15 protein-coding genes are annotated in these 14,210 nt (G+C 70.2%); 8 read left to right on the forward strand and 7 right to left on the reverse strand.

Annotation, left to right across the window (positions count from 1 at the left end):
- Window positions 1-408 (reverse strand): hypothetical protein, encoded by a 408-nt coding sequence (locus tag CU254_RS06465; RefSeq protein ID WP_037712758.1) that lies wholly within the window; start codon window positions 406-408, stop codon window positions 1-3.
- Window positions 409-524: 116 nt separating this feature from the next.
- Between CU254_RS06465 and CU254_RS06470 the strand changes: the two genes are divergently transcribed.
- Window positions 525-1,484, forward strand: a complete 960-nt coding sequence (locus CU254_RS06470; protein WP_037712760.1) for a tetratricopeptide repeat protein — start codon at window positions 525-527, stop codon at window positions 1,482-1,484.
- A 47-nt stretch (window positions 1,485-1,531) separates the two neighbouring features.
- Here CU254_RS06470 and CU254_RS06475 read toward each other — a convergent pair whose 3' ends face one another.
- Window positions 1,532-2,980: a neutral zinc metallopeptidase gene (locus CU254_RS06475; protein WP_037712763.1), complete on the reverse strand. Its 1,449-nt coding sequence runs from the start codon at window positions 2,978-2,980 to the stop codon at window positions 1,532-1,534.
- 128 nt (window positions 2,981-3,108) lie between these two features.
- Here CU254_RS06475 and glgP point away from each other — a divergent pair, with 128 nt between their 5' ends.
- Window positions 3,109-5,652 (forward strand): alpha-glucan family phosphorylase, encoded by a 2,544-nt coding sequence (gene glgP, locus CU254_RS06480; RefSeq protein WP_037712765.1) that lies wholly within the window; start codon window positions 3,109-3,111, stop codon window positions 5,650-5,652.
- 106 nt (window positions 5,653-5,758) lie between these two features.
- Here the strand turns inward: glgP and CU254_RS06485 are convergent, their stop codons facing one another.
- Entirely contained in the window at window positions 5,759-6,154 is a 396-nt protein-coding gene (locus tag CU254_RS06485; RefSeq protein WP_009073914.1) for a rhodanese-like domain-containing protein, read from the reverse strand.
- Window positions 6,151-6,696 carry a cysteine dioxygenase family protein gene (locus CU254_RS06490; protein WP_037712768.1) on the reverse strand — a complete coding sequence of 182 codons (546 nt, stop codon included), beginning with the start codon at window positions 6,694-6,696 and terminating at the stop codon, window positions 6,151-6,153. The genes CU254_RS06485 and CU254_RS06490 overlap by 4 nt, the downstream gene beginning before the upstream one ends.
- Window positions 6,697-6,972: 276 nt before the next feature.
- On the opposite strand from CU254_RS06490, the gene CU254_RS06500 reads away from it, so the two are divergent.
- From CU254_RS06500 to CU254_RS06520, 5 genes are all read left to right on the forward strand, one after another.
- Window positions 6,973-7,794 carry an ABC transporter ATP-binding protein gene (locus CU254_RS06500; RefSeq protein WP_009073916.1) on the forward strand — a complete coding sequence of 274 codons (822 nt, stop codon included), beginning with the start codon at window positions 6,973-6,975 and terminating at the stop codon, window positions 7,792-7,794.
- A gap of 73 nt (window positions 7,795-7,867) precedes the next feature.
- Window positions 7,868-8,647: an enoyl-CoA hydratase/isomerase family protein gene (locus CU254_RS06505; protein WP_009073917.1), complete on the forward strand. Its 780-nt coding sequence runs from the start codon at window positions 7,868-7,870 to the stop codon at window positions 8,645-8,647.
- A 20-nt stretch (window positions 8,648-8,667) separates the two neighbouring features.
- Complete coding sequence (locus CU254_RS06510; RefSeq protein ID WP_037712770.1) at window positions 8,668-9,624, forward strand: class I SAM-dependent methyltransferase; 957 nt, start codon at window positions 8,668-8,670, stop codon at window positions 9,622-9,624.
- A gap of 1 nt (window position 9,625) precedes the next feature.
- A complete protein-coding gene (locus CU254_RS06515) occupies window positions 9,626-10,834 on the forward strand; it encodes a hypothetical protein (RefSeq protein WP_009073919.1) in 1,209 nt (402 codons plus the stop codon).
- A gap of 23 nt (window positions 10,835-10,857) precedes the next feature.
- Window positions 10,858-11,619, forward strand: coding sequence for an HAD family acid phosphatase (locus CU254_RS06520; protein WP_009073920.1), 762 nt, complete (start codon window positions 10,858-10,860; stop codon window positions 11,617-11,619).
- A 58-nt stretch (window positions 11,620-11,677) separates the two neighbouring features.
- On the opposite strand, the gene CU254_RS06525 is transcribed toward CU254_RS06520, so the two are convergent.
- From CU254_RS06525 to CU254_RS06535, 3 genes are all read right to left on the reverse strand, one after another.
- Window positions 11,678-12,652 carry a chitinase gene (locus CU254_RS06525; RefSeq protein WP_037712778.1) on the reverse strand — a complete coding sequence of 325 codons (975 nt, stop codon included), beginning with the start codon at window positions 12,650-12,652 and terminating at the stop codon, window positions 11,678-11,680.
- A 119-nt stretch (window positions 12,653-12,771) separates the two neighbouring features.
- Window positions 12,772-13,326, reverse strand: coding sequence for a dihydrofolate reductase family protein (locus CU254_RS06530; protein ID WP_009073922.1), 555 nt, complete (start codon window positions 13,324-13,326; stop codon window positions 12,772-12,774).
- A 51-nt stretch (window positions 13,327-13,377) separates the two neighbouring features.
- Window positions 13,378-13,809: a MarR family winged helix-turn-helix transcriptional regulator gene (locus tag CU254_RS06535; RefSeq protein ID WP_009073923.1), complete on the reverse strand. Its 432-nt coding sequence runs from the start codon at window positions 13,807-13,809 to the stop codon at window positions 13,378-13,380.
- A 52-nt stretch (window positions 13,810-13,861) separates the two neighbouring features.
- On the opposite strand from CU254_RS06535, the gene CU254_RS06540 reads away from it, so the two are divergent.
- Window positions 13,862-14,182, forward strand: coding sequence for a putative quinol monooxygenase (locus tag CU254_RS06540; RefSeq protein ID WP_009073924.1), 321 nt, complete (start codon window positions 13,862-13,864; stop codon window positions 14,180-14,182).
- The last annotated feature ends 28 nt before the right edge of the window (window positions 14,183-14,210 follow it).

Genomic DNA, 14,210 nt, shown 5'->3' on the forward strand with positions numbered 1-14,210 from the left:
TCAGGGGATCGGCGGCGTGAACGCGACAGTCCAGCGCCCCTTGGCAGTGGTCACCGCCAGCCGGTAGCTGAACGGTTCGCCCGCCCCAGCCTTCCCGCGCACGATGGCCGCAGTAGGGGAGCGCTCGTCCGGCGCGAGCTGTACCGAGATGTCGCGCGCGTTGCCGTCCTTGAGGACGTTGACGTAATCCTTCGCGAGATCGTCGCTGCCCGAACCAGGGACGTCGAAGAGCCCGGCGAGCGCGTCCGCGTCCCGTCCGCTCAGCGCGGCGGCGAGTTCCGCGCGCAACTCGGGCGGGGACGCCGCGCCGGGCGGGTCCTGGTGCGCGACGGTGACCGTGATGCTGGCGATCCACGCCGCCGCGACCACGACAGCGAGGGCGACCGTGGCGTTGCGCCGGCTGAGCATCTTCGGGCCTCCTCGTTGTCCTCGCGCAGAGCATGCCTCAGGGGCGTCCGCATGCCAAAAGCGAACCTCGGGGCTGCTGCTGAACTCTCCCGGCGAGCCGTGCCAGGATGGAGGGCGTGACACACCCACGCGGATCTGCAGCGAACTCAGCGGCGATGTCCGCCGCGTTGTCCGGCGCGGTCGACCTGTCCGCGCTCAAAGCCAGGGCGGAGGCGTCCCGGAACCAGCCTCCTTCGGCGGCGGGACGGCCGGAAGGCACCCCCGCCCCGCCGTCGGACACGGTGCTCGACGTCACCGAGGCGACCTTCCAGTCCGTCGTCGAACGCTCGCTCAACCAGCTCGTGGTCGTCGACCTGTGGGCCGGGTTCTCCGAGCAGTGCCAGCAGCTGACCGCGGTGCTGGAGCGGCTGGCGGGCGAGGGCGGCGGCGCCTGGGTGCTGGCGAAGGTCGACGTGGAGGCGAACCCGCGCATCGCGCAGGCGTTCGGCGCGCAATCGGTCCCGACCGTCGTCGCCATCGCCGGCGGCCAGCCCGTGGACGCCTTCTCCGGCGCGCTGCCGGAACCGGAGATCCGCAAGTGGCTGGGCTCGCTGCTCGACGCCCTGCGCGACCGTCTCCCGGGCATCCGCGCCGCCGAGGAGGCCCGCGGCCCGGTGGAGGAGCCGGAGGACCCGCGCTTCACCGAGGCCGAGGAAGCCTTCGAGCGGGGCGATTACGCCGCCGCGCAGGCCGCGTACGAGCGCATCCTGGACGCCGAACCGGCCAACGAGCTGGCGAAGAACGCGCTGGCGCAGGTCAAGTTCACCGCGCGCGCCGAAGCGGCCGACCCGAGCGCCCGCGAGAAGGCCGAGGCCGACCCGAAGGACATCGACGCCCAGCTCGCGGCCGCCGACCTGGACATCGCCGAACAAGACGTGGAAGGCGCGTTCCGCCGCCTGGTCGACGTCGTCCGCCGCACCGCGGGCGACGACCGCAACCGGGTTCGGGAACACCTGGTCGCCCTGTTCGAACTCTTCGACCCGGCCGACGAGCGCGTCATGAAGGCCCGCCGCGACCTGGCGAGCGCCCTGTTCTGAGCTGACGGAAAAGGGCCGCACCGGAAACGGTGCGGCCCTTTTCGCGGTCAGGGGTACTGCTTCGAGCAGGAAGACGACCCTTCGAGGTACCCCCGCCGCAGCGCCTCGACCCGGTCGAACCCGCTGTCCGGCCGCTCGCCGTTCACGTTCGCCGACACCAGCCCGTCCGGCCGGAGCAGATCCGCGATCGCCTCGTCCAGGTCCCCGGACGACAGCCGCAGCTTCAGTTCCAGCTTCTTCGGCGGCTTGTTCGAGAACGCCGCCCAAGCGCCCACCAGGCAAGCCGTCCGCAACCCGGTGTTCGGCGTGTCGATCGACGCCCCCACGCCCTTCTGCACCCCGATCGCATACCGCGACGCCAGTTCGGCGAAGGCGGCGAAGTCGCCCAGCCCACCGCCGGCCCGGCCGGCCATCTCGGCTTCCTGGTCCACCGGCTCGGCCAGCTTCTCCAGCGCCCGCTGATCGAAGTTCACCGTGTTGTCGTCGGGACAGTAAGACGCGGGCGGCGTGCTCGGCCCGCCGGGACAGCTGCCCTGCCCGGCCCGGAACTGCGGCCCCGGCACACCCGCGCCCTCGAACGCCTTGTCCAGGCTGGCTTTCAGGTCCGCCACGCGCTCCTCGTCGAACCGGGCGTCGCCCTTGCCCCTGTCGTCGCGGTCGAACGGCCGCTCAGTCAGCCGCTTCTGCACGTTCTGCGCGTTCATCCCGGCGCATTCCTTCGGCCCCTTCTCGAACCCGGCCTGGAACGCGTACGTCCGGTCGAACGCCGTGCCGTGCGCCTGCCGGTCCGTCGCGCTGGTCCCGGCCTGGTCGCGGATGAAGAACATCGCCGCCAGGATCTGGTCCAGCCCCTCCGCGGTCGACACCCGGTAGAACTTGCTCTTGTCCTCGGCGACCCACCGGAAGTACCCGCCGGCGAAGCAGTCCGCCTGCTGCTCCTTCACCACGGTCGGTGTCGACTTCGAGATTCCCGCCGCGGCCCCGAGCCGGTACTGGATCGCGTGGCCGAACTCGTGCGCCAGCACGGTCACCACCGACATCGGCCCGAACCGCTTGCGCAGCATCGGCAGCAGCACGCCGCGGTCCCACGCCACCGAATCGTCGCCCGCGCAGTAGAACGCGTTCACCAGCTGTTTGACGCTGCCGCACGCGGTGTCCTCGGTGTCGCGCTTCGAGTCGTACGACAGCAGCGATTTGACCGGCTCGAACTGCTTGCCGCCGAACTCCGCGGGCAGCGCCTCGGCCCAGTACGCCTGCACGTCCGCGATCGCGGCGGTGGCGAGCTGGTCGTCCTCGCCGCCGCCGGCGTTCTTCACGGGAAGATCCGGCCGCGGGGCGTCGGCGCGCAGCCCGCTTTCGAAGTGCGTGACCGGCAGCCCGGCGACGTTCCCGGCGCCCGGCGTCGCCGCGGGAGCCTTGTTCCCGCACGCGGCTGTCCCCAGCACGGTCGCCGCGACCAGCGCGACCAGCGCGTACCGGCGTCCCCCTCGGCTCATGTTCCCTCGTTCCCCATCCGCGTCCGACAACGAACCGGGACATTACTGACCCGGATGGCCGAATGTGGCGGCAATCCCCGAAGTGGGGTGCGAGCGCGCGCGAAGCGGGCCGGATATCGTCGCTGACCATGCGTGCAGTCCGCCGGTTCACCGTCCGCGCCAGCCTGCCCGAGCCGCTCGCCGGGCTCGGCGCGCTCGCGACCAATCTCCGCTGGACCTGGCATCCGCCGACGCGCGACCTGTTCGCCTCGATGGACGCCGAACTGTTCAACAAGATCCGCGACCCGCTGCGCATGCTCACCGCGCTGCCGCCGGAGCGGCTCGAGGAGCTGGCGAAGGACGAGGACTTCCTGCGCCGCACCCGCGAGGCCGCGGCCGGGCTGGAGCGCTACCTCACCGAACCGCGCTGGTACCAGCGGCGCACCGACGAGGGCCTGCCGCAGGCGGTCGCGTACTTCTCGATGGAGTTCGGCGTCACCGAAGCGCTGCCGAACTACTCGGGCGGCCTCGGCGTCCTCGCCGGCGACCACCTCAAGGCGGCCTCGGACCTCGGCGTCCCGATGGTCGGCGTCGGCCTGCTGTACCGGTCCGGCTACTTCCGCCAGGGGCTGTCGCTCGACGGCTGGCAGGTCGAGCACTACCCGGTGATCGACCCGAACGCCTTCCCGCTGGAGCTGGTCGCCGAGGGCGGCCGTCCGGTGCTGGTCGAGGTCGCCATGCCGGGCGGACGCGACCTGCGCGCGCAGATGTGGCGGGCGCGCGTCGGCCGGATCCCGCTGCTGCTGCTCGACACCGACATCGAGGCCAACGACGAGGACCTCCGCTCGGTCACCGACCGGCTGTACGGCGGCGACGCCGACCACCGGATCCGGCAGGAGATCCTGGCCGGCATCGGCGGGTTCCGCGCGGTGCGGAAGTTCTGCGAGCTGACCGGGCATCCGCAGCCGAAGGTGTTCCACACCAACGAGGGCCACGCCGGATTCCTCGGCCTGGAGCGCGCCCGCGAGATCATCCAGTCCGACGGGCTCGCCTTCGACGAGGCGCTGCCCGCGGTCCGCGCCGGGACGGTCTTCACCACGCACACGCCGGTCAGCGCGGGCATCGACCGCTTCCCGGTCGACCTCGTGCAGCGGTACTTCTCCGACGGCAGGCTCGTCCCGGACGTCGACGTCCGCCGCGTGCTGCAGCTCGGCGCGGAGGACAACCCCGGCCTGTTCAACATGGCGCACATGGGACTGCGGCTCGCGCAGCGCGCGAACGGCGTCTCCAAGCTGCACGGCCGCGTCACGCGCCGGATGTTTTCCCGGCTGTGGCCCGGTTTCGACGACGCCGAGGTGCCGATCGCGTCCATCACCAACGGCGTGCACGGGCCGACCTGGGTGGCGCGCGAGCTGAGCGCGCTGCTCGGCGGCAACCACGAGGAGTTCGGCCACGAGGGCCGCACGCCGGACAGCTCGCTGCGCGACGGCGTCAGCGACCAGCAGTTGTGGGAACTGCGCCGCGAACTGCGGGAGAAGCTCGTCGGCGAGGTCCGGCGGCGGGTGCGCGCGGCGTGGATGCAGCGCGGCGCCTCCGCGCTGGAACTGGGCTGGACCGACCGCGTTTTCGACCCGGACGTGCTGACCGTCGGCTTCGCCCGCCGCGTGCCGACGTACAAGCGGCTCACGCTGATGCTGCGCGACCCGGACCGGCTGCGCGCGCTGCTGCTGGACGAGAAGCGGCCGATCCAGATCGTGATCGGCGGCAAATCGCATCCCGCCGACGAGAACGGCAAGCAGCTGATCCAGCAGATCGTGCGCTTCGTCGACGATCCCGCGGTGCGCCACCGCATCGTCTTCCTGCCGGACTACGACATGTCGATGGCCCGCTACCTCTACCGCGGCTGCGACGTGTGGCTGAACAACCCGGTGCGGACGCTGGAGGCGTGCGGCACGTCGGGCATGAAGAGCGCGCTCAACGGCGGCCTCAACCTGTCCATCAAGGACGGTTGGTGGGACGAGTGCTACGACGGCTCCAACGGCTGGGCCATCCCCACCGCGGACGGCGTCACCGACCCGCTCCGCCGCGACGACCTCGAGGCCGCGGCGCTGTACGACCTGCTCGGCCAGCAGATCGCGCCGCTCTACTACGACACCGGCGAGGACGGCGTGCCGACCGGCTGGCTCGCGATGGTCTGGCACACCCTCGAAACGCTGGGCCCGCGCGTGCAGGCGTCGCGGATGGTGCGCGAGTACGTGGATTCCGGCTACCTGCCCGCGTCGCGGATGGTCGCCGCCGCCACCGGCAACGGCCACCAGGGCGCGCTTTCGCTGGCCGACTACCGGACCAAACTGGAAGTCGCGTGGCCGCGCGTGCGGATCTTCGACGCCGAACTCCAGTACGACCACACCGAACGGCTCGTGGTGGGCGCCGAGGTCACCATCCGCGCGCGGATCGACCTCGCCGGGCTCGAACCGTCCGAAGTGGACATCCAGGCGGTGGTCGGCCAGGTCGGCGACGGGGACGAACTCGCGGATTCGGTGCAGGTGCCGATGACTCCGGACGGAATCGGCGCGTTCGCGGCGACCCTGCGGCTGCCGCGAGCGGGCTCGGTCGGCTACACGGTGCGCGTGCTGCCGAAACACCCGCTGCTGGCCAGCCCGGCAGAGCTGGCGCGCGTCGTGCTCGCCTGAGCCCGCGAGCGCCCCCAATGCCACATTGGGTGCATCTGACGCACCCAATGTGGCGTTCGTTGCATCGCATGCACCCAATGCCACATTGGGGCGCTCGCGACCCAGCTCAATCGACCGCCGGGGATCCGCCTTTTTGTACCGGCAGCCCAGCCGCCGCCCAAGCCCGGAACCCGCCCACCAGATCCGTCGCCTTGGTCAGCCCCAGCCGCTGCAGATCCGCCGCCGCCAGGCTCGACGCGTACCCCTCGTTGCACACCACCACCGCGACCGTCTCCGCCGAAACCCCGGGCAGCCGCCATTCGCTTTCCGGGGCCAGCCGCCACTCCAGGTGGATCCGCTCCACCACCACCGAGCCGGGGATCTCGCCCTCGGCGAGCCGGTTGGCGTACGGCCGGATGTCGACGATCAGCGCGCCGTCTGCCTGCAGTTCCGCGGCGCGCGCCGGGTCCGCCCGGTCCAGCGAAGACCGGGCGGCGGCGAGGAAACCCTCAAGTGCGGTCATGACCGCACAATGGCAGGAAGCGGCGGGATCTCGTTCGGCACGTCGGCGAGGCTCGGGTATTCGCGGGTCGGCACCAGCGGCGGCGAATAGGCGTGCACGCTGGCCGCCGGTTCGCTGCCGACGCCGAGCACCTGGTGCGCGCGCCCGGCGCCGAAGCCGATGCCCTGCCCGGCAGTGTGCGTGCGGCGGCGCACCGGGCCACCGGGGTAGCGGTATTCCTCGCCGAGTTCGCCCTGCAGCACCGAGAACGAACCCGACGCGCCGCCGTGGTCGTGCGGCTTCGTGTGCTGGCCGGGCAGCCACGACAGCAGCCACAGTTCGACGCCGTCGGTCAGCGCGAGGCGCGCCCACCAGCGCTGGTCCTCGTCGAAGCGCAGGACCTCGCGCAGGCTGGTGGTCAGTTCGGTGGTGACCGTGCGGGTCAGGTCGGCCAGTTCGCGCGGCGTCCACAGCAGCCGCGACGGGTGCAGCAGCTCGGGCAGCAGCGGATCGGTCAGCCGGGGATGGATTTCGACTTCCGGACGGACGATGGACGTGGTCAACGGAGGCTCCTGGAACAAGTCGGGAAAGATGCCGGGCGCGAGGCAGCGCGGCACGCCGACGAGGATCAGCGTGCGTGCCGCGCCCGGCTACATCCGCTGGAAGCGACCAGGAGCAGGTCGATCGCGCGACGGCGCCAGAACACGGGGCGCGCGGACCTGGACATGGCCAGGATGCTGCCACAGCGCCGCGCGCCCGGCCGCTCGTCCCATCCGCTGGACACCCCGCGCGCCGTTACCCCCGGGCGGGTGCGCGCCCGCGCCCGGGGGACCGCCACAATGGGGCACGTGAGCGAGCCGATCCTGCCCAGCGATCCTGACGACCTCGTCGTGCGGATGTCCGGTGTCGGCGTCCGCCGTACCGGAAACGACCTCCTCGCGGCCCTCGACTGGGCGGTGGAGCTGGACGAGCGATGGGTGGTGCTCGGGCCGAACGGCGCCGGCAAGACCACCCTGCTGCGCCTGGCCGCCGCCGAACTGCACCCCACCTCCGGCACCGTCGACCTGCTCGGCGACCGGATCGGCAAGGTGAACATCTTCGACCTGCGCCCGCGCATCGGGTTCACCTCCGCCGCGATCGCCCAGCGCGTGCCCGGCGACGAGCGCGTCGGCGACGTCGTGGTGAGCGCCGGGTACGCGGTGATGGGCCGCTGGCGCGAGCAGTACGACCGGATGGACCTCGACCGGGCGACCGAACTGCTCGGCACGCTCGGCATCGCGCACCTGGCCGAGCGCACGTTCGGCACGCTGAGCGAGGGCGAGCGCAAACGCGTGCTGATCGCCCGCTCGCTGATGACCGACCCGGAGCTGCTGCTGCTCGACGAGCCCGCCGCCGGCCTCGACCTCGGCGGCCGCGAGGACCTCGTGGCCCGGCTGTCGGCGCTCGCGCTGGATCCGGACGCGCCGGCGATGGTGCTGGTCACCCACCACGTCGAGGAGATCCCGCCGGGCTTCACGCACGCGCTGCTGCTGCGCGAGGGCCGCGCGGTCGTGTCCGGGCTGGTGGACGACGTCATCACCAGCGAGAACCTGTCCAAGACCTTCGACCAGGACCTGGTGCTGGAGCGTTCGGGCGAGCGGTTCTTCGCCCGCCGCAGGTAGGTTGACCTGGCCGGTCCTACCGGCCGGTAGCCTGCTGGCACTGCGTCAACGCCGTTAACGAGGAGGAGTTCGCGTGGGAGAGTTCGTAACCCTGGAGGTCGAGGGCGGGGTCGGCACGATCCGGCTGGACCGGCCGCCGGTCAACGCGCTGAACAACCAGGTGCAGGCCGAGCTCGCCGAGGCCGCGCGCGAGGCGTCCGACCGCGACGACGTGCGCGCGGTGATCCTCTACGGCGGCGAGAAGACCTTCGCCGGCGGCGCGGACATCAAGGAGATGGCCTCCCGCACGTACCCGGAGATCGCGAAGTTCGGCGCCGAGCTGACCGCGTCGCTCGCCCGGGTCGCGAACATCCCGAAGCCGGTCGTCTGCGCGATCACCGGCTACGCCCTCGGCGGCGGCCTCGAACTGGCGCTGACCGCGGACTGGCGGATCGCCGGCGACAACGTCAAGGTCGGCCAGCCGGAGATCCAGCTCGGCATCATCCCCGGCGCGGGCGGCACGCAGCGGCTGACCCGGCTGATCGGCCCGAGCAAGGCCAAGGACCTGATCTTCACCGGCCGCTTCGTGAAGGCCGAGGAAGCGCTGAAGCTGGGCATCGTCGACGAGGTCGTGGCCCCGGACGACGTGTACGCGGCGGCGCACAAGTGGGCCTCGCAGTTCGCGAACGGCCCGGCGGTGGCGCTGCGCGCGGCCAAGACCGCGATCGACTCCGGCCTCGACGTCGACCTGGCCACCGGCCTGAAGATCGAGACGCAGCTGTTCACCGCGCTGTGGGCGACCGAGGACCAGAAGAACGGCATGCAGTCGTTCATCGACAACGGTCCCGGCAAAGCCAGTTTCGAGGGGAAGTGACTTCCGTGTCCGACTCAGGAGTGTCCGACCCGGCTCCGAACCCGCACGCCACCGAAGACGAGGTCAAGGCGGCCTACGCCGACCCGAAGCTCGCGAACGTCCTCTACCACGACTGGGAAGCCGGGACGTACGACGAGAAGTGGTCCATTTCCTACGACGAGCGCTGCATCTCGTACGCCACTGACGTGTTCAACGCGGTGGCGGGCGAGGACGGCCAGCCGTATCAGCACGCGATGGAACTGGGCAGCGGCACCGGGTTCTTCCTGCTGAACCTGATGCAGGGCGGCGTCGCGAAGAAGGGTTCGGTCACCGACCTGTCGCCGGGCATGGTGCAGGTCGCGCTGCGCAACGCCGAGGGCCTCGGGCTCGACGTCGACGGCCGGGTCGCCGACGCGGAGCGGATCCCGTACGACGACAACACGTTCGACCTCGTGGTCGGGCACGCGGTGCTGCACCACATCCCGGACGTGCGCCAGGCGTTCGGCGAGGTGCTGCGCGTGCTCAAGCCGGGCGGGCGGTTCGTGTTCGCCGGCGAGCCGACGAAAATCGGCGACCGCTACGCGCGCCGGCTCGGCCAGCTCACCTGGTACCTCACCACGAACCTCACCAAGCTGCCCGCGCTGAGCGGCTGGCGGCGTCCGCAGTCCGAATTGGACGAATCCTCGCGCGCGGCGGCGCTGGAGGCCGTGGTCGACATCCACACCTTCGACCCGTCGGAGCTGGAAGCGATGGCGCGCGGCGCCGGTGCGCAGGACGTCCGCGCGGTCACCGAGGAGTTCTCCGCGGCGCTGGCCGGCTGGCCGATCCGCACCTTCGAGGCCGCGGTGCCGCAGGAGAAGCTCACCGTGCGCTGGCGGCTGTTCGCCTACCACCTGTGGCTGCGACTGTCCGCTTTGGACAAGAAGGTGCTGTCGAAGGTGCTGCCGCGCGAGCTGTTCTACAACGTGATGATCACCGGGACCAAGCGGCCGTCCTGAATTGCCCTACAGTTTCACGCTCGACGACGTCGCCTTCCTGCGTTCCGGCGCGGGACGGGCGGCGCTCGCCGAGTGCTCCGCTTTGGACGGTTCGCGGATCGCGGACGTCACCGCGGCTCGTCGCCTGGTCGGCGAGCGGGCTGCCCCGGTACTGGAAACCGTTGCGCTGCGGCGCAAAGCAGTGCTGAAGCTGGCATCGTCGGCGGATTGGCTGTTCACCGGCGACGCCTTGCAGCAGGCGAGCGCGACGCCAGTGGCTCGGCATCGAGCTTCCCGGCTGGCCGGTCTCGCCGTGCACGACGTCACCTGCTCAGTCGGCGCGGATCTGGTTGAACTGTCTCGGGTCGCCTCGACGGCGCTCGGGTCCGATGTGGACCCGGTGCGACTGGAAATGGCTCAGCACAACGCTTCGATCGCCGGAGTTTCGCCGCTCGTCGCGCGCGCCGACGCCTTGCGTCCGGTTTCCCGCGACACCGCCGTGGTCGTCGACCCCGCCCGCCGCGACTCCGCTGGCCGCCGGGTGTGGCGTCCGGCCGACTTCTTGCCGCCGCTCGACGAACTCGTGGCCGCCTATCCCGGCCGGATCCTGTCGGTGAAATGCGCGCCCGGCATGGATTTCTCCATCGCGCCCTGGGCCGACGAGGTCGAACTCGTATCGCTCGACGGCCAAGTCCGCGAAGCCTGCCTGTGGCGAGGGCTTTCGTCCGGTGCCGGACGTCGAGCGACAGTGTTGCGTTCGGACGGTACACAGTGGACTGTCACGGACGCCGAGCCGGACGACATCCCTGTGCAGGACGCGGGGGAGTGGCTGATCGACCCAGACGGAGCGGTCGTGCGAGCCGGGCTCGTGCGCCATTACGCGGCGCGGCATGGCTTATGGCAGCTGGACGAGCGCATCGCCTACCTCACCGGTGCCACCCCGCCGCCTGGAGTGCGAGCGTTCCGGGTGCTCGAACAGCTGCCGTACCGCGAAAAGGCGCTCGGGCAGGCGTTGAAGAAGCTCGACGTCGGACGGCTGGAAATCCTCGTTCGCGGCCTCGACGTGGACCCGGACGCCTTGCGGCGCAAGCTGAAACCGCGCGGCAGCGAGGAGTCCACTGTGGTGCTGACGCGGATCGGCCGGTCGCCGGTGGCGTTCGTGTGCCGGGCCGAACGCATCCCAACGGAGGGTTTTCAAGCCGGGGAAGGCGGCGTAAGTTCGGCGGGTTGACGAATCATCACTGGAGGGTCGCTGTGTCTCGTTTTCCCGCTCTCGTCAAACTGGCCGCCGCCGCGGCCGTCGGCGCCACCGTCGCGGGCGGCGCGACCGCGCTCGCCGGGTCGGACGCCGTTACCGCCGCGCACGGCCGCGAACCGGCCAACATCGGCCAGGTGAAGAACGACGTGAAGGCGTACTACGGCGACTGGCTCGACGCGTCCGGCAAGCACCACTACTCCGAGACCAGCCGGTTCGTCACGGACACGAAGCGCGTGGTCGCCGACGCGAAGCGGTACCTGCAGCAGAAGCTGGGGAAGGTGAAGAACCCGGCGATCGTGCTCGACGTGGACGACACGTCCGAGGTCACCTACGGCTGGGAAGCAGACAACGACTTCGGCTTCGACCCGGTGAAGCAGCAGAAAGCCATCGACGACGGCACTTTCGAGGCCAACAAGCCGGTGCTGGAGCTGGCGAAGTGGGCCGCCGACCACGGCGTGGCGATCTACTTCCTGACCGGCCGCAACGACAAGCAGGGCCCGCAGTCGCTCAAGAACCTCGCCAACGAGGGCTACCCGACCCCGGCCGGCGCGTACTTCAAGCCGAAGACCACTCCGCCGGACTACCTGCCGTGCGGGCTGACCTGCAACACCGTGCAGTACAAGTCGGGCACCCGGGCGCACATCCAGTCGACCGGCGCGCACATCGTGCTCAACGTCGGCGACCAGTTCAGCGACCTCGAAGGCGGCTACGCCGATCACCCGGTGAAGCTGCCGAACCCGATGTACTACCTGCCCTGAGTCGCGTCCGCCGGAGTCAGCCCGGGTCCCGCGCCGGGCCCGGGCTGCTCCGTCTCCGTCAGCCGGAATACCCGGCGAAGATCTTCGAGAATTCGTACGGCTGCTGGGAAACGTTCGTGCACCGGTACAGCGGTCCGTTGCACGCGTTCGCGTCGCGCCCGAGTTCCCAGAACGACAGCATTCCCAAGTGGACACTCTGCGCGAAGCTCACCACCGCGCTGGCGTCCTTCTGGTAGAAGATCTCGTTCTGCGAATCGTTGACGCCCAGCATCGGCGTGAGCCCCACCTTCTGCCAAGCGTCCACATCGGACAGTCCGAGTGCCGATTTCAGTTGCGCCTGCGTGGATTGCGCCGCCTGGATCGCCTTGGCCCCTTGGTCGCCGGAACCCTGGTAGTAATCCATCGCCATCACGTTCACCAGGTCGAGATTGACGCCCGCGTCCCGCGCGGAGGTCACGACGTTCAGTCCGTCCGAGGTGAGCCCGGTCGGAAGCACCGGCAGCGTCAGGGAAATCTTGAGCCCGGGGTTGTCGTCCTGCACCTTTTTCAGTGCCTGCGAACGAAGGGTGATCGAACCGGGGTCGGCGACCGCCGCGCCCTCGATGTCGACGTCGATGTACTTGAGGTCGTAGGCCTTGATCACCGCCTCGTACTCGCCGACCAGCGAATTCACGTCACCGCACGCCTGGGCGAGCTCGACGCCGGACGCGCCGCCGAAGGAGACTTTCACGTCCCCGCCGGCCGCGCGGATCTTCGCGATTTCGTCGGACTGCCAACCCTGCCGAGGGTCGTAGGCCGCGAACCAGCTGGCCTTGCAGGCCGCTCCGGTGACGAAGCCGAGGGTGAAACTCTTGATGCCGCTCTGCTCGGACATCGAAGACAACACGGGCGACGGCCACGCGCCCATGTCCACATAGGGCGCGAGCGCGATCGACGAGCCGCTCGCCGCGGCGCTCGGCGGGACCGCCAGTCCGGTTACGGCCAGCAACCCGCCGAGCGCGGCCGCCAGTTTCCGGGGGGAGGGGAGACGCATAGGTGGAACCTCCACGGTGAGGACCGAGGGGCGGTAAACCCCTGTCCAAATGGTATAGACCAATAACCCCGTGGGGGCCATACGCCATTAGTAGGCCGCTCCGTCCCGCTGAGCGGGATTCAGTGTTCCGCGGCGAGCCGGTACGCCAAGTCGACCGCCAGCGCGGGATCCCCGTCGTGCACCCGCTCCCACCGCACCGGTTTCCCGCCCGGATTGTCGAACAGCCGCACGCCGGACCCGAGCATCACCGGCATGAGATGCACGAGGAATTCGTCGACAATCCCCAGCTCAACGCACTGCCGCGCGATGTCCTGGCTATGCAGTTCAAGATCTTTCCCGGCCGCCGCGGCGAGCCCGATTTCCACGGCCTCCCGGACGTCGCAATCGAGGAACGTGATCCCGTCCTCGGCCTGGGCGTCCTCCGGATGATGGGTGAGCACGAAAACCGGTCCGCTCCACGCTCCGCCGTACGGCTGCCGGGCGACCTGCCCGGGCACCCGGGCGGCAAGGGCGTCAAACCCCCGCCGCCCGCCCAAAATCGCCCCGACGCGCGCGATCGATTCCTCGTGCACGCCCGGCGTGACGCGCACGCCCGACATCCAGTCCATCGCGTGCCCGTCCGCGGCGACGAACCCGTCCAGCGACATCGCGACGTGCCACAACACCTTGCCCATCGATCCTCCTCGTGTGCTTGATACGAGGTAGACCGGCGGGGCGGCGAAAACTCATCGGTCCCCGAGATTGTCCGAGCAGATGGTCAACAGCTCCGCGAGCCGGCGCCGGTCGGGCTCCGGTATTCCGGCGAGCATCCGCTCCTCGACCTCGTCGACCGCCCGATGTGCTTCTTTCAACCGGGCCTCGCCGGACGCGGTGAGCCGCACCGGTCGCGCCCGTCCGGTCGACGCTTCCTCGGCGACCGCGACCAGCCCCGCCGTCTTCAGCCCGGTCAGCACATCCCGCAGCGACTGCCGCGTCACGAAACACTGCCGCGCCAGCTCGGCCGACGACACTCCGGGGTTCTCCGCCAGCGCCGTCAGCACCGCGTACTGCGCCATCGACAACCCGATCGGCCGCAGCAGCTCGTCGGACGCCTGCCGGAACGCCTGCTGCACCCGCTTCACGAGATACCCCGGCCGCCGTGTCACCTCTTGACTCATGACAGGAACCTTACACACAATGACGCTCGCCAGTCACGGTCAAGGAGGAGCCATGACGACCATCAGCACCGACGCCGACGTCGCCACCTTGGTGAACGTCTTCACCGTCGAGCCGGAGAAACAGCGAGCCTTGGTCGAGGTCCTGACGACGGCGACGGAGGAAGTCATGCGCCGCCGTCCCGGCTTCGTCTCCGCGAACATCCACGCGAGCACCGACGGCACCCGCGTGGTGAATTACGCGCAATGGGCCAGTGCCGAGGATTTCGAAGCCATGCTCGCCGACCCGCACTGCCGCGAGCACATGTCCGCCGCGGTGGCGTTGGCCATGAGCGACCCGCATCTGTACACAGTGGAGTCTGTGCACCACGCCTGATTGCGCATTCCGGAGCAGGCGTTTCCCG

The organism is Amycolatopsis sp. AA4, from assembly GCF_002796545.1.
Lineage (GTDB): Bacteria > Actinomycetota > Actinomycetes > Mycobacteriales > Pseudonocardiaceae > Amycolatopsis.